This window comes from Thermodesulfobacteriota bacterium, assembly GCA_035559815.1.
Taxonomy (GTDB): Bacteria; Desulfobacterota_D; UBA1144; order Nemesobacterales; family CSP1-2; genus DATMAT01.
The window spans coordinates 34,916-55,633 of the sequence record DATMAT010000017.1; the positions used below are offsets into that span (position 1 = coordinate 34,916).

General features: G+C 49.0%; 20 protein-coding genes. 4 read left to right on the plus strand and 16 right to left on the minus strand.

Going from position 1 to position 20,718, the window contains the following annotated elements:
* Positions 1–30: 30 nt before the first annotated feature.
* On the minus strand, positions 31–1,644 hold the full coding sequence (locus tag VNN20_03620; protein ID HWP91274.1) for an MDR family MFS transporter: 1,614 nt from the start codon (positions 1,642–1,644) through the stop codon (positions 31–33).
* Positions 1,645–1,926: 282 nt separating this feature from the next.
* Here VNN20_03620 and VNN20_03625 point away from each other — a divergent pair, with 282 nt between their 5' ends.
* From VNN20_03625 to VNN20_03640, 4 genes are all read left to right on the plus strand, one after another.
* Positions 1,927–2,631, plus strand: coding sequence for a sigma-70 family RNA polymerase sigma factor (locus tag VNN20_03625; protein ID HWP91275.1), 705 nt, complete (start codon positions 1,927–1,929; stop codon positions 2,629–2,631).
* Entirely contained in the window at positions 2,621–3,100 is a 480-nt protein-coding gene (locus VNN20_03630; GenBank protein HWP91276.1) for a zf-HC2 domain-containing protein, read from the plus strand. Before VNN20_03625 ends, VNN20_03630 begins: the two co-directional genes overlap by 11 nt.
* 12 nt (positions 3,101–3,112) lie before the next feature.
* Positions 3,113–3,520 carry a Spy/CpxP family protein refolding chaperone gene (locus VNN20_03635; protein ID HWP91277.1) on the plus strand — a complete coding sequence of 136 codons (408 nt, stop codon included), beginning with the start codon at positions 3,113–3,115 and terminating at the stop codon, positions 3,518–3,520.
* 368 nt (positions 3,521–3,888) lie between these two features.
* A complete protein-coding gene (locus tag VNN20_03640) occupies positions 3,889–5,943 on the plus strand; it encodes a DUF3488 and transglutaminase-like domain-containing protein (protein HWP91278.1) in 2,055 nt (684 codons plus the stop codon).
* 247 nt (positions 5,944–6,190) lie between these two features.
* Here VNN20_03640 and VNN20_03645 read toward each other — a convergent pair whose 3' ends face one another.
* The 15 genes from VNN20_03645 to VNN20_03715 all read right to left on the minus strand — a co-directional run.
* Positions 6,191–6,679 (minus strand): YIP1 family protein, encoded by a 489-nt coding sequence (locus VNN20_03645; GenBank protein HWP91279.1) that lies wholly within the window; start codon positions 6,677–6,679, stop codon positions 6,191–6,193.
* 292 nt (positions 6,680–6,971) lie between these two features.
* Entirely contained in the window at positions 6,972–7,238 is a 267-nt protein-coding gene (locus VNN20_03650) for a CopG family antitoxin (protein HWP91280.1), read from the minus strand.
* Positions 7,225–7,509 carry a BrnT family toxin gene (locus VNN20_03655; GenBank protein ID HWP91281.1) on the minus strand — a complete coding sequence of 95 codons (285 nt, stop codon included), beginning with the start codon at positions 7,507–7,509 and terminating at the stop codon, positions 7,225–7,227. The genes VNN20_03650 and VNN20_03655 overlap by 14 nt, the downstream gene beginning before the upstream one ends.
* A 245-nt stretch (positions 7,510–7,754) precedes the next feature.
* The gene (locus tag VNN20_03660) at positions 7,755–8,144 is read right to left on the minus strand and encodes an endonuclease domain-containing protein (protein HWP91282.1); all 390 of its coding nucleotides are present in this window, start codon (positions 8,142–8,144) and stop codon (positions 7,755–7,757) included.
* A 475-nt stretch (positions 8,145–8,619) separates the two neighbouring features.
* Positions 8,620–9,510 carry a haloalkane dehalogenase gene (locus VNN20_03665; protein HWP91283.1) on the minus strand — a complete coding sequence of 297 codons (891 nt, stop codon included), beginning with the start codon at positions 9,508–9,510 and terminating at the stop codon, positions 8,620–8,622.
* Positions 9,511–9,631: 121 nt separating this feature from the next.
* On the minus strand, positions 9,632–12,832 hold the full coding sequence (locus tag VNN20_03670; protein ID HWP91284.1) for a type I restriction endonuclease subunit R: 3,201 nt from the start codon (positions 12,830–12,832) through the stop codon (positions 9,632–9,634).
* On the minus strand, positions 12,829–14,577 hold the full coding sequence (locus tag VNN20_03675) for an AAA family ATPase (GenBank protein HWP91285.1): 1,749 nt from the start codon (positions 14,575–14,577) through the stop codon (positions 12,829–12,831). The genes VNN20_03670 and VNN20_03675 overlap by 4 nt, the downstream gene beginning before the upstream one ends.
* A complete protein-coding gene (locus tag VNN20_03680; GenBank protein ID HWP91286.1) occupies positions 14,531–15,826 on the minus strand; it encodes a restriction endonuclease subunit S in 1,296 nt (431 codons plus the stop codon). The genes VNN20_03675 and VNN20_03680 overlap by 47 nt, the downstream gene beginning before the upstream one ends.
* Positions 15,827–15,863: 37 nt before the next feature.
* Complete coding sequence (locus VNN20_03685; protein HWP91287.1) at positions 15,864–16,373, minus strand: DUF4411 family protein; 510 nt, start codon at positions 16,371–16,373, stop codon at positions 15,864–15,866.
* Positions 16,370–17,515: an ImmA/IrrE family metallo-endopeptidase gene (locus tag VNN20_03690; GenBank protein HWP91288.1), complete on the minus strand. Its 1,146-nt coding sequence runs from the start codon at positions 17,513–17,515 to the stop codon at positions 16,370–16,372. The genes VNN20_03685 and VNN20_03690 overlap by 4 nt, the downstream gene beginning before the upstream one ends.
* Before the next feature lie 174 nt (positions 17,516–17,689).
* Entirely contained in the window at positions 17,690–19,336 is a 1,647-nt protein-coding gene (locus VNN20_03695) for a class I SAM-dependent DNA methyltransferase (protein HWP91289.1), read from the minus strand.
* A 202-nt stretch (positions 19,337–19,538) separates the two neighbouring features.
* Entirely contained in the window at positions 19,539–19,751 is a 213-nt protein-coding gene (locus tag VNN20_03700; GenBank protein HWP91290.1) for a type II toxin-antitoxin system HicA family toxin, read from the minus strand.
* Positions 19,748–19,954 carry a type II toxin-antitoxin system HicB family antitoxin gene (locus tag VNN20_03705; GenBank protein ID HWP91291.1) on the minus strand — a complete coding sequence of 69 codons (207 nt, stop codon included), beginning with the start codon at positions 19,952–19,954 and terminating at the stop codon, positions 19,748–19,750. The genes VNN20_03700 and VNN20_03705 overlap by 4 nt, the downstream gene beginning before the upstream one ends.
* Before the next feature lie 267 nt (positions 19,955–20,221).
* Entirely contained in the window at positions 20,222–20,515 is a 294-nt protein-coding gene (locus tag VNN20_03710) for a HigA family addiction module antitoxin (protein ID HWP91292.1), read from the minus strand.
* A gap of 23 nt (positions 20,516–20,538) precedes the next feature.
* Positions 20,539–20,718 (minus strand): ABC transporter permease (locus VNN20_03715; protein ID HWP91293.1); only part of this gene is annotated, 180 nt, incomplete at its 5' end.

Here is a 20,718-nt window from a genome sequence, read left to right on the forward strand (position 1 = left end):
CAATAAATATATCACACGCTGGATAACCGTTCATCGTTCTTTTATTTGTTCTTTTTTACTGCCGACATAGTTATATTTTTCAAGCGCTTTATCCTCGACCCGCCCTTTGGGAATCAGGAAGGAGGAGAGAAACGCCAATACAGCCATGACTAACCCGGCTATGAAGACGTAGTGAAGGGAATGAGCCAGGATTTCCCTGAGCGGCCCCAGAACCTCCGGGGATATCTGTTCTCTCACCGCCGGATTAAGAATCAGGTCTGGATTTTTAATATAAGGTAGTTGGTCGGCTGAAAGGCCATTTGCCGATGTATTCAGGCCTTGATGCATGAAAGCGTTCATCACCACTCCCATTACACTTACGCCCACCGTTGCGCCGATCAACCGAAAAAACTGGGTTGCCGAGGTGGCGATTCCCAGACGGTTCCGGGGCACTGAATTTTGCACGGAAAGGAGTAGGGGTATGAAAATCATTCCCATTCCTGACCCCAGAAATAGCATATTCAATATAGCGTTTAATTGTTTGGTCTCCTCGTTCATCCGGGTAAGCAGGAGAAAGCCTATGGTCACAATAGCGGTGCCGACCAGTATGAGCGGACGGTAACCGAAGCCCAGCATCAGTCTTCCGGAGATGCTGGAGAAAAATACCCAGCTCAGTAACAGCGGCGAGAGGATCATTCCGGCCCTGGTTGCCGTTGTGCCTATTACCCCTTGAATGAATAGCGGGAGGAAGGAAATAGACCCAAACATGGCCATCCCTATCAGGAAGCCGGTTATCGCCGATGTCTTGAAAAAGGGATTTGAAAAAAGTTCGAGGGGAAGAATGGGGTCCTCTGCCCTTTTTTCCGCGGAGATGAAAATCCAGAAGAGGGGAATGCATATTAAAAGCATGAGTAGTGTGGGCGGAGAATCCAAACCGTTTTCCTTCCCGATCTTCATTAGTCCGGTCAGAAGGAGTGTTATGAGGGTGGAGATGATGATCGCTCCCTTGTAATCGAGGGATACCTTTTTGCTTTTGTCTATGCGTTCCTTGAATGCCAATCCCATTATCAACGCCGCTATCAGGCCAAACGGAATATTCAGGTAGAATACCCAGCGCCAGGAAAAGTGGTCGGTAATAAACCCTCCTAAAAGTGGCCCGGCAATACTGGACAGGCCCCAAACACCGCCGAAAAGACCCTGCACCCGGGCCCTTTCCTCGAGCGAAAATATCTCGCCTATTATTATCATCCCGAGCGTTAGAAGCGCACCCCCGCCGATTCCTTGAATAGCCCGGAAGATGATAAGCTCCAGCATGGATTCGGATTGTCCGGACAGGGCAGAGCCCAGGAGGAAAATGGTTATGCCGATGACATAAAAGATTCTCCTTCCGTAGAGGTCTGACAGCTTTCCCCAGAGGGGCAGAGTGACGGTGGAGGTGAGAAAGTAGGCGGAGAAGACCCAACTGTATATGTTTAGACCACCCAGGCTTGATACCACCGTGGGCATGGCCGTGCTCACAGCCGTGGCTTCGATGGCCGCTAGGAACATCCCCACCATCACGCCGGCGGTGACGAATATACGTCTTTTGTCCGAGATTACCCTTGCTATTTTCTCAGGCCCGGCGGAATAGTCTGAGATTGTTTTTTTCGGAGCTGAACCTTGCATTTTTCCTCTTACGGCCTACTGATCATATTTCTAGTTATCATACTGGGAGGACTAGATCTAATTTTACTAAATCCCTAATTCTTATTCTGTAGGTGTTGAATAAACTAAAAGATTTAAGTATACCCGAAATGTAAACCCTGACTGTTTTCTGATTTTCTCGGTATGTCTACATCACTTACAGGTAATTTTGTCTTAGAACCGAGAAACGGATCCAGCTTGTCAGCTTTCTAATTCGTTTTTGCTATATCCCTGATTTATTGCCTTCCGATGTTCGGTCAAGCTATGGTTTTTGAAAAAACCTGGAAAACAGCCTCACTTTTTAGTTTAAGTTTCTGGAAGAATGGTTATAATCTTGAAACCTTTTGTAAAATTCATGGTTATTTAATAGAGAAAGCAAGCGGTATGCAGATGGAAAGCGATATCGAGCTCATGATGAGGACTAAGTCGGGGGATGACTCTGCTTTTACCGAGCTTATGAAAAGGCATTATAAGGGATTGGTGAACTATATATACAGATTTACGAACAGTAAGGAAAACTCGGAGGATTTGGCACAAGAAGTCTTCTTGAGAATTTACCGTTCTGCCGGCAGTTACGAGCCCCAGGCAAAATTTTCTACCTGGCTTTATAAGATAGCTACTAATCTTTGTCTGACTAAGGCTAAATCCAGAGCCAGGGAGAATAACCAGAGCCTCGATGAATTACAGGAGAACAGCGGTGACCTTCAGGATTCAAACTCGGAGAATGCATACGACATAGTCTTCCGGAAGCAGATTAAAGAGGCTATTTTTGAGGCGCTGGAATCGTTGCCGGAAAGGGAGAGAATTGCTATTATACTGTGTAAATATGAGGAACTTCCTTACGAAGAGGTTGCAGAGGTAATCGGATGCACCGTAGGGGCGGTCAAGACCCATGTTTACAGGGGGAGGATGAAGCTTATAGAAAAATTAAAACCTTTTTTGAGGGGGAGAGAGTACCATGAGGTGTGAAGAAATTAGGGAGTTGTTCCATGAGTACACAGCCGGAGGTTTGGACCAAGGCCAGAAGCTTTGGGTGGAGTCCCACGTCCGGGATTGTGAAGACTGCGGTCTATTTTTTAGGGAGTCTAACGAATTGTGGAATATCCTGGACAATTGGGACCGGGTTGAGCCCGGGGAGGATTTTGTTACCGGGTTCTGGAAGAGGGTCTCGGAGGAAGATGTAAAGAAGGGAGGGATTCTCGATTTTTTTAGGAACTTGAAGCTCAACTGGGCCTTGGGTGCGGCCTTAGCGGTGATAATGGTGGTGAGCGTGATAACCTTGAACGTTTTTCATTCGGATAGGGCTAACGTGGTTTTCACCGAGAATGACGAAGCCGATGAGGAGCTTTTGATCAAGCTGGACAAGGCTATTTCCAGAGAGACGGCCACGGCGCTCGATATCTACGGGCCTTGGGAGCAATTCGACAAGAATAACTAGGGAGGGTAAGAGTTGAGAAGTCTATTCATATTCTTTTGTCTGATGGTCTTAGTACCTTCAGGTATTCATGAAGCTTATGCCAAAAAAGAGGGGCATATTAAATGGTGGAAGAATCCCAAGATAGTGAAGGAATTGGACCTTAGCTCGGCCCAGGTTGAGCGCATAGAAGATATCTTCTCGTCTTACAAGGGCAAGATAGTCACCCTCAATTCAGAGCTGGACAAGAAGGAGAAGGAATTAAGAAAGGTAGTTAAGGACCCAAATTCAACCAAAGAAGAGGTGCTCAAGTTAAGTGATGAAGTGGGCCGTACCAAGGGGGAATTGAGAAGACTCGAAGTGAACATGTTTCTGGAGATTAGAGACGTCCTGACCCCGGCACAGAGGGAAAAGCTTCAGACTATAAAGGCAAGATATAGGTAGTTGCTTTTTATATCTCTTCAAAATGAAAAGTCTTGGCAAGCCTTTTTAGCCCTCTACCACCCGTTCTTCAATTCAAAACATTTACAGTTACGGGCACCTGAATTAAACTTAATACCGGTCTATCGTATGACTGCCGAATAGGACAATCTAGGAATGGATTTTGATTTTCCCTGTCATAAGGCGAGTGAATAGAACTGGTTTCATATTATAGGCACGTTGGCAACGGATGCTAGTCACCTCTCGAACTTACGTAAATTTATGGGATTCATCGGTTCCTTCACCCCTTAAAAATGACAGCATTAGCATTTATGAGGCCGTCTCCGGCAATAAAATTGAAGATATCGGCATCGGTCTAAGGGAGTAGTTTTATGAAGGTATCGCAGGCGCTTAGCTTGTTTACTCATCTGATCGCACTGATAGGGTTCTTTACCATCTGCGTCTCTGGGCAAGTGAGCGTGCTGGGAATCACTATTTTTCTCTCTTCACTCTTCCTCAGCTACATAAACGAGAGATACCAGAAGCAGTATTACCTAGACCAGAGGTTTGTAACCCTGCTGGCATTTGCGCTTTTGCTGTATGCGTTTTTAAGTATAGTGGTTTTTGGTAAGGATGCCTTTAATGTTATCCTGACTTTCCTGATATACACCCAGGTCATAAAGCTTTTGGGAAGAAAGGATATGAGGGATTATATCCAAATCTTCATCCTCAGCTTCTTTCATTTTCTTGCCGGAACCATCCTCACCGTCGATTTTTCTTATGGAATAGCCTTTGTCGTGTATGTCTCCGTTGCTCTATGGGCAATCATCGTCCTTAGCATGAGAAAGGAATCCATGGAAGCTTCGAGCAACGATGACCCGCGAGTGGTAACCCCTCTTTTTCTGAGCTCGACCGTGATAATCAGCTTCGGTATTTTTGCGTTCACCGCATTGATGTTTGTTTCTATCCCCCGCTTGAAAAGCGGGTTTCTGACCAGCGCCTTCATCAGACCGGAGGCTTTGAAGACCGGCTTTTCGGACGAAGTTAAGCTAGGACAGGTGGGAGAGATTAAGCTCGATAGCTCCCCGGTGATGAGGGTCAAGATTCTAAATAGCGACCCGGAGTCTCTTCCGGAGACTATATACTGGAGGGGGATAGCGCTCGACCATTTTGACGGAACTACCTGGAGGGCCAGCAACAGAGACTACAAAATGTACAAGAGTGACCCGGAGGGGGTCATACGGGTAAAGGAAAATGGGGACAGAGTTCTGGTGCAGGAAATAGTCACCGAACCCCTTGACACCGATGTAATTTTTGCCGGCAGCTTGCCGGTTGGATTTAAGGGAATAGCCGGGGGCAGGTTAGCCGAGTTTAACGATTCCTATGTGCTCCCGGTTAAACTTTCTTACAGGTTAAAGTACACAGCTTACTCTGACTTATCTAGCCCGCTGCCTAGGGACTTACGTGAAGAAAAAAATAAGTATCCTGCCCTTATAAAAAGGCATTACCTTCAGCTCCCCCCGATGGACGAGAGGATAAGCGAGCTGGCCCGAGAGATAACTAAGCTTGATAGGAATCCCTATGACCAGGCAGTCTCGGTCAAAAGATACCTGGTCACCAACATGGGCTATACCCGGACTCTTCCCCCCGGGGCCGGCGAATTTCCGCTTGAGGACTTCCTCTTTGAGAGTAAAGCGGGCCATTGCGAGTATTTTGCCACGGCCATGGTGGTGCTCTTGAGAGAGGTGGGCATACCGGCAAGGATAGTAAACGGGTTTGTGGGAGGAGAATGGAACGAGTACGGTAACTTCTTTCTCCTCCGCGAAAGCAACGCTCATTCCTGGGTAGAAGTATATTTTCCGGAGAGCGGATGGGTTATTTTTGACCCCACTCCTGCCGGCAATGATAGTCTAGCTGCCGACGACTCTCTCTTTTTTATCCGCTCCTATCTCGATTACTTGAAATATAAATGGAGCAGATACGTTGTGGACTTCAATCAGCAGGACCAGGTCCGTCTCTTCGATGAGTTTCGGAGCGGCTGGTCCTGGCGGAAAAATAACCTGGAAAATAGAGTAGACCGAGTAACAAGTCTTCATAAGAAATGGCTCGTTGGGTTTCTCCTCGTAGCTCTGGTAGGATGGACTCTCTATAACCGGTCGGACCTGAGATACTTCATCGGTTATAGGAGTAAGAAGCCGCTGGAGAAGGCTTCCGTAATCTATAAAAAAAGCCTTTCCCTTCTCTCCAAGAAGGGCTATCCCAAGGCCGAGCACTTAACCCCAAGAGAATTCGCCCGGGATGTGACCAAAGAGGGTGGAGCACGGTTTCATACCTTTGTCGAACTCACCGAAAAATACCTGAACCTCAGGTTCGGAGGCGAAGCCGTGAAGTCTAAACTTCTCGAGTTGGAAGCGCTATTAGATAGGCTTAGAAAAGAGATCAAGTAAAGCCAGCATTTCAATTCGGAGTTAGCTTAAACTTAGATTAATTAGATTATTACTGCGTCTTTTATGAAGTTGCTTATGTTTGCCTATCCAGGAATGTAGAATGTAGGGAACGCATATATGCGTTCCTTACAATTAAAATTGTTCATGCGTAAACCGTGGAATCAAGCATACTTTTACCACGAAGCCGTAGTGAATCAGTCATTTAAGTTTTACGAGAAATTAATCTTGAAACGAGTTATATCCACTCTCATAAACCAAAAGCAAACCGAATTATTACATATGGAATAGAGCTCAAGATTACGACCACTATTGCCCTTGGCGTCTCGCAGTCTAAGGCCTGCCTTACCGCAACGACGAAGGCGGCCAGGCCCCAGAAAAATACTACCGCATATACTAAAAAGCCGACCAAGGGTATTAGACCGAGGATATTTAACACATGCGGAGAATAAGCAAATCCGAGACACCTCAGGAGCTCGCTGATTCCCACTCTCCGGTTAAGGAGTATGGCTACCAGGAAAATAATGGCGCTCCACAGTACCCATCCCACTATTGCCGATATCAGCCCTTTTAATATTCCCACCGAGTCCCCCGTCCCCAGTGTTCCGATCGCGCTGCAGATCCCCACTATTAAAACGACCAGCAAGGCTTCTCTTGTAGCCTCCTCGTCCTTTTCCACCTCTTCATAGAACTCGGCCTCGAGCTTCGCCGCTCTTATCATCTTCTCGATTAGATTCATTCTTGGCTCCCCTGAAGATAGTTTCATAATTTATAACAATTTTTTGGTAATAAAGTCAAATCCGTTTTCTTTGGATTAACCATCAAAAATCTCCTCTAGAGACCTGTCCTGAGCAGCGCCGAAGGATGTGTTCCTTGTAAGTCCCCGCTAGAGAGGGGTGTCCCGAAGGGACAGGGTGTGTTGTAACAGCAGATGCAAATCCGCTCGTACTGAGCCCATAGTAAGTAACACCTGTCCTGAGCCTGGTTGAAGGGCAGAGAGATACGTTCCTATTTTTCAGCCCTGCTACCGATTATCTGGCCAGTTTATGAAGCTTTTCTTTAAGCCAGGTGTTAATCAGTTTCTCAGATGACACTTTCTTCTTTTTAGCAACTTTATTCAGCTTGGGAATTATTTCTTCATCAATTGCAACGAGATGTTTTCTATTTTTGATTCTTATATCAAAATGAGCTTCTGGCATTTGATCTACATACTCGCCCATATCGTGAGTATCGAAGAACTCTATAAGCTTATCTAATGATTCAAATTTCGGTAGGGCTTTAGCTTTATTTCTTGCCATATAATTTTCTTTCCTTATCTGCCATGTCTCTTGCGCTCAATACCAAGGCCTCTTTAGTTTTCTTGTAGATAAACAATACTGCCAGGTACCTACCAGCGTCTGTTCGTCCTAGTGCCATATATACATCCTCTCCTTTTCGCTCACCCTTTTGAATAAGCCGAATTTTAGGCTTGCTATTGAGTGCTTGTTCAACCTCATCGGGTTCGACGTGATGTTTGAAGGCGAGTTTGTCTACTACTTCTCTGAGCCAGATTACGCCCTCAATTTTCATCAGGTGTTCTCTCACTTGCACCTGTGCAGTCTATTTTACCCTATTTTTTCAATGCACTGAAACGAGGTTTGTATCAAACAGAAACCGTTCTATATTAACCTGGGTTCTAGGTTAGAGTAGGTTGTAGGAAATGTAATTCTTGGTAGGGAACGCAGAACCTGTCCTGAGCAGCGCCGAAGGATGTGTTCCTTGTAAGTCCCCGCTAGAGAGGGGTGTCCCGAAGGGACAGGGTGTGTAACTGTGTCCTACTTTCCGTGCTTTTTCTCATACTCCAAAATCCAGCTTTCTATGGATTGAAGAACGCTGTTTACATCTTTTTTAACTTCTCTATCATCAAACCTTAAGAAGCGAACTCCGAGGCTTTCCAGTCTTTGCTCCCTGGTCATATCTCTTATATAAACCTTCTCGGAATCATGGCTGACTCCGTCGATTTCTACTGCCAGCATGAGCTTGCTGCAAAAAAAATCTACGATATAGTCGTCAATCGGTTTCTGTCGGTGAAAATCGTAACCGAGCATTTGTTTCCCCTTCAGATGTTGCCAGAGAAAGATTTCAGATAATGTGCTGTTCTTCCGCAATTTTCTGGCGAGTTCTTTTAGCTTGGGGTTGTAGGGGATGATTGTGCGTCTCTTCAATATGCACAGATTACACACCCCTAAATCCCCTCTCAAGAGGGGACTTGATAGAAAATCCCTCTACAGAGTTGTGACTCAGGGGGGTCGTGGTGTGTGCCTCTCGAGAGGGTGTCCCGAAGGAATGGAAAAGATATTTTAAGGAATATGGCCAGGGCAGAACTTACATAGCAAATATAAAAAGAAGGTAATCTGATTTTAAGAAGGCGTTTTTATCTGTAGGGAATGCATAACCTATCCTGAGCAACGCCGAAGGATGCGTTCCTTGTAAGTCCCCTCTAGAGAGGGGTGTCCCGAAGGGACGGGGTGTATTGGTTTTAACAGAGGTATCCCTAAGGGTACAAAGGCTGTTTAATCAAATATGGTCAGGACTGCAGTTGCATAGCGAGCACAATTAATGTCAATTCGGAGTATAAGTAGGTTGCGAGAGTTGTGCTTTCTGTAGGGAACGCCGATCTGCGTTCCTTACAATTTCAGCTCAGAAAAGGCTTTTGTACCAGCTAGCCAGCTCTCTACCAATGAAATGTGGATTGTCCTCTTGCAGGTAATGGATCCCCGGTCCAATATCCACCGTCTTCAAGTGCCTCAAGTTCTGCTTACACCATTCCAACACCGGCGCTTTGATAAGCGCACCCGGATTACCATAGAATAGTAGCTTCGGCAGGTCCGTCCTCTGGAGCCACGCGTTGTAGGTTTCGACAGTCTTTACCACATCGGCGGGTTCTCCTTCGATGGGGAGTTCGTTGGGCCAGCGCCAGACGGGCCTAAGGCTGCTCGTTTCTTTGAACGGCTCCCGGTAGTGGTTCATTTCCTCTACGCTCAACTTTCGGACTATTGATCCAGGTAGTATTAGTTCGATGAACATGTTCTTGTTCACAATCATGTCCCAGCCCACATCCGGAGTCCGAAAGCCCTGGAAAATCTCTTTGACTTCCTGGGGAAACATTTCCCAACTTGGCACTGGTAGGACGATCGCTTCCATGAATGCCAGACCCTTAACATTGCTCTCGTGGCGCATGGCGTAGTAGAAGCCGAGGGCCGAACCCCAGTCGTGTACCACTAAGGTAATATTCCTTAGACCCATCTTTTCGATGAAGCCATCTATGTATTTCAGGTGGTCGAAAAAGCGATATTCTATATCCGGCTTGTCCGACTTGCCCATTCCGATGAGGTCAGGAGCTATGCAGCGGGCCAAGGGTGTCACATAAGGGATGATGTTCCGCCAAAGGTATGAGGAAGTGGGATTGCCGTGAAGAAAGAGCACCGGGTCTCCTGTGCCCTCGTCAACATAGTGCATCCTTGAACCGTGAACCTCGATGTAATTGGGTTTGTAAGGAAACTCCGCCGAGATTTCTTGTTTTGTAGTCATTATTATTGCTCCTTGATTGTGATATTTGAGTGTTACACACTCCTATATCCCCTCTCAAGAGGGGACTTCACAACAAAATCCCCTCTAGAGAGGGGTGACTCGTAGAGTCGGGGTGTGTTAGTCACGCCGTCGCCCACTCATAAGAAAGCACTTCCGCCTGCTCAAGCACGGTCTGTGTTGCCTTTTCCTGTTTGTCCGGCGGGTAGCCGTATTTACGCAAAATACGCTTAACCAGTACCCGTAAATGAGCGCGTACGTTCTCTCGCATAGTCCAATCAATGGTGACGTTGGCGCGAACTGTCTTTACCAACTCGCGCGCAATCGTGCGAAGTGTCTCATCACCCAATACCTTCACTGCACTGTCGTTGGTCTCAAGTGCGTCATAGAATGCGACTTCTTCTTCGGTAAGGCCGAGTGCCTCTCCCCTTGCGTTTGCCTGTCGCATCTCTTTGGCCAGCTCGATCAATTCCTCGATTACCTGTGCCGCTTCGATTGCCCGGTTCTGATAGCGCCGGATGGCTTGCTCCAGCATTTCGGAGAAAGAGCGTGCCTGTACTACATTTTTACGCCTGCGAGTACGAATCTCGCCGGACAGCAGCTTACGTAAGAGTTCCACGGCGAGGTTTCGCTGTGGCATCCCTCGTATCTCAGACAGGAATTCATCCGATAGAATAGAGATGTCAGGCTTTTCCAGCCCGGCGGCGGTAAAGATATCTATCACACCTTCGGGTGCAATTGCACGCGAGACGATCTGCCTGACAGCCTGGTCCAGCTCTTCCTCAGTTCTTGCCTCACCCGGGGCGCGTTTGACCAGGCTGGCCCGCACTGCCTGGAAGAATGCAACGTCGTCCCGAATGCGAAGCGCATCTTCATGAGGAACGGCCAGTGCAAAGGCCTGGGACAGCTCTAGTACAGCATGCAACAATCGGTTCTTCCCATCCTCCTGGGCCAGGATATGTTCCTGTGCAGATGGCAGTACCCCAAGACGCTCCCCAGGGGTTCCAGTGATCCACTTTGACCAGTCAAAGCCGTGGAAGAGGCCGCAGCAGACTTCATATTTTTCCAGCATCGCCGCGACTGCTTCCTTTTGGTCGATGGCCGTCTTTCCCGTGCCGCCGCTCTCGGTGTAGGTGGCGAGCGCCTGCTTGAGTTCGTGTGCTAATCCCAGGTAATCCACCACCAGACCGCCCGGCTTTTCCCGGAAGACGCGATTCACCCGCGCAATCGCCTGCATAAGACCATGCCCGCGCATAGGTTTATCCATATACATTGTATGGAGTGATGGTGCGTCAAAGCCGGTGAGCCACATATCACGAACGATTACGATTTTGAACGGGTCTTTCGGGTTTCGGAAACGATTGGCAAGTATTTCTCGGCGCAGTTTGTTGCGGATATGAGGCTGCCAGTCTAGCGGGTCAGAGGCCGAGCCGGTCATAACCACCTTAATCATTCCCTTATCATCGTCTCCGTGATACCAGTCAGGCCGTAATTCAACGATCTCGTGATGAAGCTCGACGCAGATACGACGGCTCATGCACACTACCATCGCCTTTCCTTCATCACCCGTCTGCCGCCACATAGCATCGGCACGCTTTTCGAAGTGCTCGACTATATCTTTGGCGATAAGCTTGAGACGCTTCTCAGAGCCTACGATAGCTTCAAGCTGGGCCCACTTGCTCTTGAGCTTCTCCTTACGTTCAACCTCTTCGCCCTCGGTTACCTCCTCAAACTCCGGGTCGATTCTCAGCCTTTCCGATTCGTCCAGGTCGAGTTTCGCCAGTCTACTTTCATAATAGATTGGTACAGTCGCCTTGTCTTCGACCGCCCGCTGGATGTCATATATGCTGATGTAATCGCCGAATACCGCGCGGGTGTTCTTGTCGGTGAGCTCGATCGGAGTACCGGTGAAACCGATAAAGGAAGCATTAGGCAGGGCATCATGCATGTGACGGGCGAAGCCGTCGATGAAATCATACTGACTCCGGTGAGCCTCGTCGGCTATGACGACGATGTTGCGGCGAGAGGAGAGCACTTCTTTTCTTCTCCCTCTCCCCTCCGCGGGAGAGGGTAGGGGTGAGGGGGATTCAGGCAGGAACTTGTGAATGGTGGTGAAGACAACGCCGCCCGCGTCTACTGAAAGTTTAGCCCGCAGGTCCTCGCGGTTCTCTGCCTGTACCGGGGGCTGTCGCAGTAAATCCTTACATCGTGAGAATGTGCCGAAGAGCTGGTCATCCAGGTCGTTACGGTCGGTGATAACGACGATGGTGGGATTCGACATTTGCGGCTCTCGGATCACGCGGCCTGCATAAAAAGCCATAATAAGGCTCTTTCCCGATCCCTGTGTGTGCCAAACCACTCCGATACGCCGGTCTCCGGGCTGGCCGCCGTGCCGGAGACCTGCTTCGTATCTGCCCTCTTTTTCTTTTATGCGCTTTAAATTTGCTGCCCTGAGAGTCTCTGTAAGGGCAACATTAACAGCATGAAACTGGTGATAACCGGCCATCTTCTTGACCGGCACGTCGCTGCCGTCATCCTCGAACACTATGAAATATCGGATCATGTCGAGCAGTCTTCGTTTCTCGAAGATACCTTCGATCATCACCTGAAGCTCCGGCAGATGTGGATCGGCCAGGGTCTCTCCGGTGATTGTTCTCCAGGGCTTAAACCACTCGCGGTTTGCAGTGAGTGTGCCTATTCGCGCTTGCATACCATCGGAAATAACCAGCAGTTCGTTAAAAGCAAAGAACGTAGGCAGTTCTGCCTTGTAGGTTTGTAACTGCTGAAAAGCAGACCAGATTGTTGCGCCCTCGTCGGCCGCGTTCTTAAGCTCGATTGCGGCGAGAGGCAAGCCATTGATGAATAACACTACGTCTGGCCGCCGCGTGTGCTTGCCTGCCTGTCCGGCAGACAGGTTCTCACTGATAGTGAACTGGTTGACGACGAGAAAGTCGTTGTTGTCCGCATTGTCAAAATCAATCACCTGCGCCTGTGCGCCGTGGATAGAGCCATCAGACATGCGGTACTCCACCGTCACACCGTCTACGAGCAGATGGTGGACAGCACGATTTCGCACCTCCAGTGTCGGACCCTCCGGTCGTGTGAGTTTGCGAAAGGCGTCTTTAACGGCTTCAGCGGGAAGCATTGGATTGAGCCTCATGAGGGCGTCCTGTAGTCGTTGCTCCAGCACGACTTTGCCGTAATCTGCCCGCTCTGCAAAAAGCTCACCTGGAGCAATGTCAAGGCCGTGCTTAACCGTCCAGCCGAGTCTTTCCAGCCAGTCGAGGGCAGCATCTTCGACGACTGATTCACTGAAACTACTCATATGGCTACCACCGGCGATCCCGTTCCGAGCAACTTGGATACGGTTTTAGACGGCAAGCACGACTCTACAAGTTCACAAAAAGCATTGATCTTGGCGGCATTTATTTTTCCTGTTTCGTAGAGATAGAGAACGTGTTGTGGTTTTCGGTGGTCGGACCCAGCGGCAGGAATCTCTAACATCGCCTCCAATTTCCCCGGGATACGCTTAATGTTCAGCGTAAAAGTCGGGTGCTTTGAGTCTTCGATCAACTGATTAATTTCCTTATGCTCTTCCTTGTCATTGTCGTCATCATGAAGCACCGCATGAGGCACTCCAAGGTGACTCAAGAGATTCATGAACCTGTGGATGTTGTACTTACCGATGCAGTCGAGAACATAAAGCCCGCAGTCGGCCTTCTTGATCTTTCCATCACCTACGAGCCTGTTGATCAGCGCTACCTCTGTCGGTCCTTCTACCAAGAGCACGTGGTTTGCAAAGAACAAGCTCGAACGGTCGGGATTCAACCAGAGGAAGTGCTTCACCGCTTCCATCTCGGGCTTTGCATCGTCGTCGTGGAGGCGCTTTTCCATCTTCGGATACTTTTTCGCGATTGCTATGATCACTTGATTAGCGTCCACTATGGTCTTCCACTCGCTTTCCTCGATCTGGAATTTGACAACCTTTCCATCGGAACGGCGCAGGCGCACGATGGCTGGAATGTCGGCAGCGTTCTTACTCACAAAGTGAGCGGAATGGCATGCACACACAACCTGCCAATGGTCGGCTTCGGAAACGGACATCAGATTTCGTGCGAGCACCTCCTGTTGAGGTGGGTGAAGAAATGCTTCTGGTTCCTCGAAAAGGATAAGCGTTAAGGAAGGCGTGAAATCTTTGACTTTCTTCACCGGTTTTTTGCCGACATAGCGTGAACCGAGCTGAATCAAAGAGTAGATGAAGTGTCGCTGGAATCCCGAGCCGTAGTAGTCAATGCTTTGTGCCTTCCCGTGGGCTTGGTCAAACAAGTCCCATCCGAGCATTGACTTTATGATTTCCGCGGCGGAAGGCGGAGGAAATTTGAGCTTGAACTGCGTTTCCCAAGGCTCAAGAAGGGCGTTCAGTTCAGTCTCGAAACCCGACAGGGAACGGTCGTCCGCTGTTTTTTCGTCTCTGATTGAGTCGGCGAATGTTTGCACGTTCGAGGTGAAGTCGACATAGGCTTTACCAGCCTCCACGACGTCACTCATGATGTCGGTAAGTAGGTCCCGCAACGCAGAGGGGCCACTGAGCTTGGCGTGCTCATCAACTTTGCTAATCGCGGGTATATATACTAGATCTCCGAATTTGCCACTTTGCACATTCTTCGCACCGAAGAATGGCTCGTTGGACAGGGACCCATCCGTCTTGTAGGCAAAGATAGATCCTGCAGATGGCTTGCCGTCATGCGTCTTACTTTCAGTCTGGAAATACTTTCGAACGGTAAGTTCTTGCTGTGCGATCTTGTAGTGGTCGGGAAGAGAATCATGCTCTTCTTTGTTGAGAGAAAACGTAAGTTCAATCCACGATTCCTCATCGGTGCTACCAAGGTGTGGAAAGTCATGCTCTTTCTTGTACTTGAAACCATCCTTCTCGTAGAAGGCTCGTATAGCATCGATGACGCAACTCTTGCCTGCGTTATTCGGGCCAACTAGCAGGGTATAGTTTTTAAGCACTATCTCCTGCTCAATAATCCCGCGGAAATTGTGGATCTTCACACTCTTTAGCTTCATCACAATGTCCCCGTAATTGCTTTGAATTCCCTACCCGCAACTCGCCGGAGATAAGTTTCGGCAGCAACGTATCGCGTAGGGCGGTTAGGGTGCGGGATTCTTCATCGTTATGATATATTTGCTCGAAAATCGGTCGTACCATCTTGTCGAATGCATCCAAAGGTGGGGTTTTTGGGGTAACCGCCTGGCTCATGTAGACCAATTTTCGATTCAGGCCCGGTACTGCTGAGTCTGCTCCAAGCGACGCGAGATCTTGAGAGCGCAGAGCATGGTAGAGAAAATAGAGGCTGCGACATTTACCCCTCGGAACAACATAAAACGTTGTGTCGATGGCGAAGAAATCTGTTGGTGACCAGGTGACCATACCAGGATTACCCTTGCGACCTACTATAATGCCAGGGCCAGGTGCAAGCTTTTCATTGTGCCAGCCAACCTGGCCGTTTGAACCAAACACCGGAACACTACCTGAACGACGGTTGGCTTCCTTCAAGGCCTTACCATAGGCAAGCTCAAGTAGTTCGCCAAGGAACTTTACCTCCCATCCCTCCGGTATCTCACCCAGCTCGGAGTCTTGGAAGCGGTCGGGGAAGAGGTCTGCGATATGCTTGGAAAGGCCGGGATCACGACCCTCGGACTTGGCGCGGACCGGATCGAAATCCACGAACCACGACTTGAATATTGCCTTCGCCATCGCCTCCAATGTTTCGTTCATCCGCCGGTTTAACTCTATCTTATCATCTAGTGTACCGAGGATATGGGCGATGGCGCGTTGTTCGGAAAGAGGAATTTGGGGAACTTCGAGCTTAGCTAGGTCACTTGAGCGGATACCAGATGCTGCAACTTGCTCAACGATGCTTTCTATAGCGCTGCGTCCAATAAGGGAACTAAAGAAGTAGTAAAAAAAGACGGGATCAGCGATCGCCGCGTTGAGCCGTGCACGAATGATGTGCGACTCGAACGTAACTGGTTCGTCGTCGCCTAAGAATACCGCACACTTACCTGCGCCTTGAAGTACGAGCGACTGGCGTGCGAAGAGCAGATCACCGGGTTCAAGGAGAAACGAGCTTGCTTCGTGCTCAGTGAGAGGAACTCGCTCCATCTCAATGTTTCTAATGCGGCTATATGCGAACAACTCACCCATATTGACCATCTTCGTACCCATGCCACGTACAGCCTTGGGTCGTGTAAGACCGTTTCGAAGTGGAACTGCGAATGTCTTCTCGAACGGTATAAACTCAATTCCCGCCATACTCAACCTCCCTGGTCATAAAGCAAGCATTGCAATTTCAGCCTATCTTGGCGCCCAAGTCACGCAGCATCTGAAACGTGTCGACGTATCGGACTCCGAATGCCTGACAGACATTAGGGATTGGAATCCTTGACCTCACATCCTGGTCGAACTGCTCGTGAGTGACGATCATGCACCCCTTTGCTAGCGCATACGCAACTAGCCACGCATCTGCATTTTCAGCCCGTGAGAATGTGGCTTTAGCGGCATTGGTAAACTGAGCTTGGCTGTGAACCCAGGCCATGATTTGACGATAGGCTTCGATGACGTCAGCCTGGTCTGTCGGGACAAACCACTCGTGGAAGTCATTGTTCGCCCAATCTTTTAGCGCGTCTGCGCCTCGGTCGATCTCTGCTTTCACACGATCAATGCTCAGCACACGATCACTCTTTGCTTGATCAACCAACGCCTGCCAAAACGATAAGACGATATCAAAAGCATAGTATCGACGTGCAGCTTCTATAAACACATTGGCATCTAAAACATAGCGAGCAGGGCTACCATTCACAGCCGTTCTCCCAACAGAAACCTGGTATACTGCTCGAAAGTTCTCCCGTAAAGACCGGTCAGCCTGTACGCATCACGATAAAGGAGTTTGCCTTCCTTAACTGCACGAACGACTGTTTCGGCAAAGCGACGACCAAGACGGAGGTTTTGCGTAGCGTAGAAGTTGCCTCCATCTCGATCTGAAACAGTACGATGCTCGAGTTCCTGATATGCTCGATAGAAGTTAAGAAACTCGTCTTTAGTGATGAGCTGAAGGTCGAGTGCTCTACGTGCGGCAACTAGCTCGCTGACCTTGAACTGACGTGCAATCATCTGGAAGCGATTTGGGTCTTGCCGAATAGAAGGCCAGATCTGACGCAACTCAACGGTGGAAACCAGAAACTCCGCGGCCACTCGGTTACACGCTCGTTCAGTCTCGTTTTTGGCTGGTTGCAATTCCCGTAAGTCGAAGGCTGCGCTGCTTCCGAGCCAAATATGCGCCAGCTCATGCGCTAAGGTGAACATTTGTGCTGCTTTGCTATCTGCGCGGTTGACAAACACAAGTGGTGCATACTCATCCACCAGAACAAAGCCACGAAACTCGGTTGGATCCAACTTGCGGTGAGTGTTATTGCCAACGATGCTATTTAACACAACAAGGATGCTGGCCTCCTCAATCTTATCCCGTAAGTTTTCTAGAGCACCACTCCAGGTGGAATGTTCCGTTGCCCATCCGTGGGATAGGTTGAGCGTATCTCGTATGTGGTGCGCTATTCCCTCCGGGTCGTCCGTGACTTGTGCAGAGCTGACAAAGCTTAATGGTTCGTAACCCTGTTCCATTAAATATTCGCGCATCCAGGCTTGGCGCTGTTCCATCGTTTGAACCATCTCAAGTAAGTTGGGACTGGCCTGCCGCAGAGGCTCGTCGCCAAGGGTGCGGAAGTAGGGGATGGGTAGTTGCTCCTGTGGTGGTTCAGAAAGGAACAAGTATCCAAGGGGGGTAGACGTCGCTTTCGCAAACGCTTCAAGCTGACGAAGCGTCGGTCGGCTCTCGCCCTGCAGCCACTCGGACAGCTTCGGAAACCTAAGTTTGACCGCCTCAGGATTACTGGACCGCTCCAATGCCCAACTAAGGACTGATTCCCTTACGGCAACCTCTGTCATGCATGAACATCCTTTCGCATATCGGATTTAAATTACACCACATACAAGTCTTATGCGGTTCTAAGTTGCAGCAGCATATTTCAGGTTAGAGATCACAGACTGTGACCTCAATTTCTGCCCCGTATGAGAAAGATTCAAGACTTGATGCATTTCAAGGGGATGATTACCCTCTTATCAGCCATAACCCAGCTCCTTCAGGTTCTTCTTAATGATACCCTCCAACTTTGCGCTCTCCGCGAATTGCTTTTCCAGTTGCTTTGTCAGCCGCGTCATTTTTTCTTCAAACGGCTCGCCACCCGCCTCCTGCGCTTCTGCGCCCACATAGCGTCCTGGTGTGAGCACGTAGCCGTGCTTCCGAATTTCCTCGATTTTAGCACTCTTGCAGAAGCCAGGGATGTCTTTGTATTCCCCCTCACCCTGACCCTCTCCCGCGAGGGGAGAGGGAGAAATTTTTTCGCCACGCCAGGCGTGATAGGTATTAGCGATTTTGGCGATCTCTTCGTCGGTCAACTCGCGATGGGTGCGGTCCACCATGCGGCCGAGTTTGCGGGCGTCGATGAAGAGTATTTCACCCCGGCGGTCACGGAATCGTTCACCCCCACCCCGACCCTCCCCCATCGATGGGGAGGGAGATTTTCCGGATTTGTCACGTGCAAGGAACCAGAGACAGGCTGGAATCTGTGTCGAATAAAAGAGCTGGCCCGGGAGTGCTACCATACAGTCAACGAGGTCTGCCTCGATGATGTTCCTACGAATCTCGCCTTCGCCGGACTGGTTCGAGGACATTGATCCGTTGGCAAGAACGAATCCGGCTAAACCCATTGGCGCCAGGTGGTGGATGATATGCTGTACCCAGGCGAAGTTGGCATTACCAACGGGCGGGACGCCGTACTTCCAGCGCTTGTCATTGCGAAGCAGTTCGCCTCGCCAGTCACTCACGTTAAAGGGTGGATTAGCGAGTATATAATCTGCCTTTAAGTCGGGAAAGCGATCGTTATGGAAACTGTCACCATGGGCGATCTGGCCGTCGATGCCTCGGATAGCCAGGTTCATGCGCGCCAATCGCCAGGTGGTGTAGTTTGATTCCTGACCGTAGATACTGATATCACTCCTTACCTTGCCGCCGTTGCCGTTGCTGTTAGCATGAGCCTGTATGAATTCAACGGACTGGACGAACATGCCGGAGGACCCACAGCAAGGGTCATACACACGTCCTTTATACGGTTCCAGCATCTCAACCAGTAAACGTACTATACAGCGTGGGGTGTAGAATTCTCCACCCTTCTTCCCTTCGGCGCTGGCGAACTCGGAGAGGAAATACTCGTAGACCCGGCCTAGAATGTCCTTGGAGCGGTTATCCGTATAGCCTACGCTGATGTTGCTAATGAGGTCGATAAGTTGGCCAAGCCTTTGTTTGTCGAGAGCAGGGCGGGCATAGTCTTTTGGCAAAACGCCTTTGAGTGAAGGGTTGTCTCGCTCGATGCCGGCCATTGCATCGTCTACGAGTTGTCCGATTGTAGACTGCTTTGCTTGAGCCTTGAGGTGAGACCAGCGCGCCTCGGGTGGCACCCAAAAGATATTCAAGGCCCGATACTCGTCCGGGTCTTCGGGGTCTGCACCCTGTACGCGCTCTTTTTCGAGCTTGGTGTGGTGTTCTTCGAAAGCGTCTGAAATGTATTTTAAGAAAATAAGGCCAAGGACAACATGCTTGTACTCGGCGGCGTCCATGCTACCGCGCAGGGCATCGGCGGCCTTCCAGAGCTTGGCTTCAAAACCGAGGTTGGCAGCAGTGTCGTTCTTCTTGCTCGAACTCCTTGCCATCATATCCTCTCTTAACCTCTCGATAAAAGTGATTATCAGGATGTCCGGGGCAGGGTTAATTAATTATTAAACACGTGAATAAAAGTTTCTATATTCCAGAGAGAGAGGTTTTTATTTGAAACTATAAATTAAAACGTCATTTCAGGTCAATAGTTTTATTTAAGGAACAATGGGCAAAGGTGCTTCTGGATCGAGTTTGCATTTACAAGTCGTCCGGTTTTAAACCTGTTACTTTTGCAATACGGGCAAGCATACGTGATCCTATTTCCTCATTGTCATGAAATGCAAAGACTACATCCGGCCAGCCAGGTCGAGAGAGTGTGCGATGTGAGCCGGATTGACGTTTGATACCCCAGCCGATGCGTAGAAGTGCTGCGAGTACGCGTTTAGCTTTTGTAGAGGGCCATTGAGTCATGCCGTGGCAAATGTTACGCTCACGGAATCAGGGGCAATCTCTCCATGTTCAAGCCGATCGGCAACTACACGGAGGGCTAAAGCCTGAACCTTAGCTTTGGCCTCATTTGGAGTTTGGCCATAAGCCAGCACCCCAGGAAGCTCTATCACTTCGGCTATCCAGCGGCCGTCTGCCTCTTGCTCAAGCTCAACAACAAAATTCATGCAAACCTCACTTTTCTTAATTCTGCTTCGCTTCGACTATACCACAATCATACATTTGCAATAATTATACAAATATAATTTCGTATAACCACTTCGAACAACCTTATCCTTTTTCCACTTGTTTAAGAGTATAAATAAAGACGCCTTCAACCGTCAATAAGTTATAAATGGGAAAGAAAATCAGGTACATGAGGTTTGAGATTGACTATACAATAGATTTCTACTTTTAGTCCTACTCACACTGCCTTCAGTGCGCGGACTTCCTTTTTAATTCTTCATCCGATTTTTTTTCTGGGCTACCTCTAGGTCGTAACGGGCCTGCAACCTTAACCATACTTCCGCACCTGTGCCGAAATAACAGGACAACCGTATTGCCGTATCTGCTGTTATCGCCTGTTTTCCGTGTATGATTTGGCTAATGCGAATCGGTGAAACCCCGATATCTTTAGCAACCCTGTATTGACTTAACCCCAGCGGTTTCATAAAGTCTTCAAACAATACTTCCCCTGGATGAACCGGCGGCATCCTCTTCATTTTTTCTTCTTTACGAATGATAGTCAACGATTTCTACCTCCTCATTTATCTCAAAAAGCTTCCTCCCTCAACTGATGATCGGGCGTGAAGTATCTCCTGAACCGGAGTTTGGTCAGGATATAAGCCGAGACCGCCACGGAGAAGGCGATGAGGTACATGATGATAATCTGATACTTGACGGCGATGAATGGCGAGGTGCCGGAGAGAATCTGGCCGGTCATCATTCCGGG

Coding starts and splice junctions, on each gene's coding strand:
- VNN20_03620 (HWP91274.1), bottom strand. CDS start 1,644: ATGCAAGGTTCAGCTCCGAAAAAAACAATCTCAGACTATTCCGCCGGG.
- VNN20_03625 (HWP91275.1), top strand. CDS start 1,927: ATGGTTTTTGAAAAAACCTGGAAAACAGCCTCACTTTTTAGTTTAAGT.
- VNN20_03630 (HWP91276.1), top strand. CDS start 2,621: ATGAGGTGTGAAGAAATTAGGGAGTTGTTCCATGAGTACACAGCCGGA.
- VNN20_03640 (HWP91278.1), top strand. CDS start 3,889: ATGAAGGTATCGCAGGCGCTTAGCTTGTTTACTCATCTGATCGCACTG.
- VNN20_03645 (HWP91279.1), bottom strand. CDS start 6,679: ATGAATCTAATCGAGAAGATGATAAGAGCGGCGAAGCTCGAGGCCGAG.
- VNN20_03650 (HWP91280.1), bottom strand. CDS start 7,238: ATGGCAAGAAATAAAGCTAAAGCCCTACCGAAATTTGAATCATTAGAT.
- VNN20_03655 (HWP91281.1), bottom strand. CDS start 7,509: ATGAAAATTGAGGGCGTAATCTGGCTCAGAGAAGTAGTAGACAAACTC.
- VNN20_03665 (HWP91283.1), bottom strand. CDS start 9,510: ATGACTACAAAACAAGAAATCTCGGCGGAGTTTCCTTACAAACCCAAT.
- VNN20_03670 (HWP91284.1), bottom strand. CDS start 12,832: ATGAGTAGTTTCAGTGAATCAGTCGTCGAAGATGCTGCCCTCGACTGG.
- VNN20_03675 (HWP91285.1), bottom strand. CDS start 14,577: ATGAAGCTAAAGAGTGTGAAGATCCACAATTTCCGCGGGATTATTGAG.
- VNN20_03680 (HWP91286.1), bottom strand. CDS start 15,826: ATGGCGGGAATTGAGTTTATACCGTTCGAGAAGACATTCGCAGTTCCA.
- VNN20_03690 (HWP91288.1), bottom strand. CDS start 17,515: ATGACAGAGGTTGCCGTAAGGGAATCAGTCCTTAGTTGGGCATTGGAG.
- VNN20_03695 (HWP91289.1), bottom strand. CDS start 19,336: ATGGCAAGGAGTTCGAGCAAGAAGAACGACACTGCTGCCAACCTCGGT.
- VNN20_03700 (HWP91290.1), bottom strand. CDS start 19,751: ATGACTCAATGGCCCTCTACAAAAGCTAAACGCGTACTCGCAGCACTT.
- VNN20_03705 (HWP91291.1), bottom strand. CDS start 19,954: ATGAATTTTGTTGTTGAGCTTGAGCAAGAGGCAGACGGCCGCTGGATA.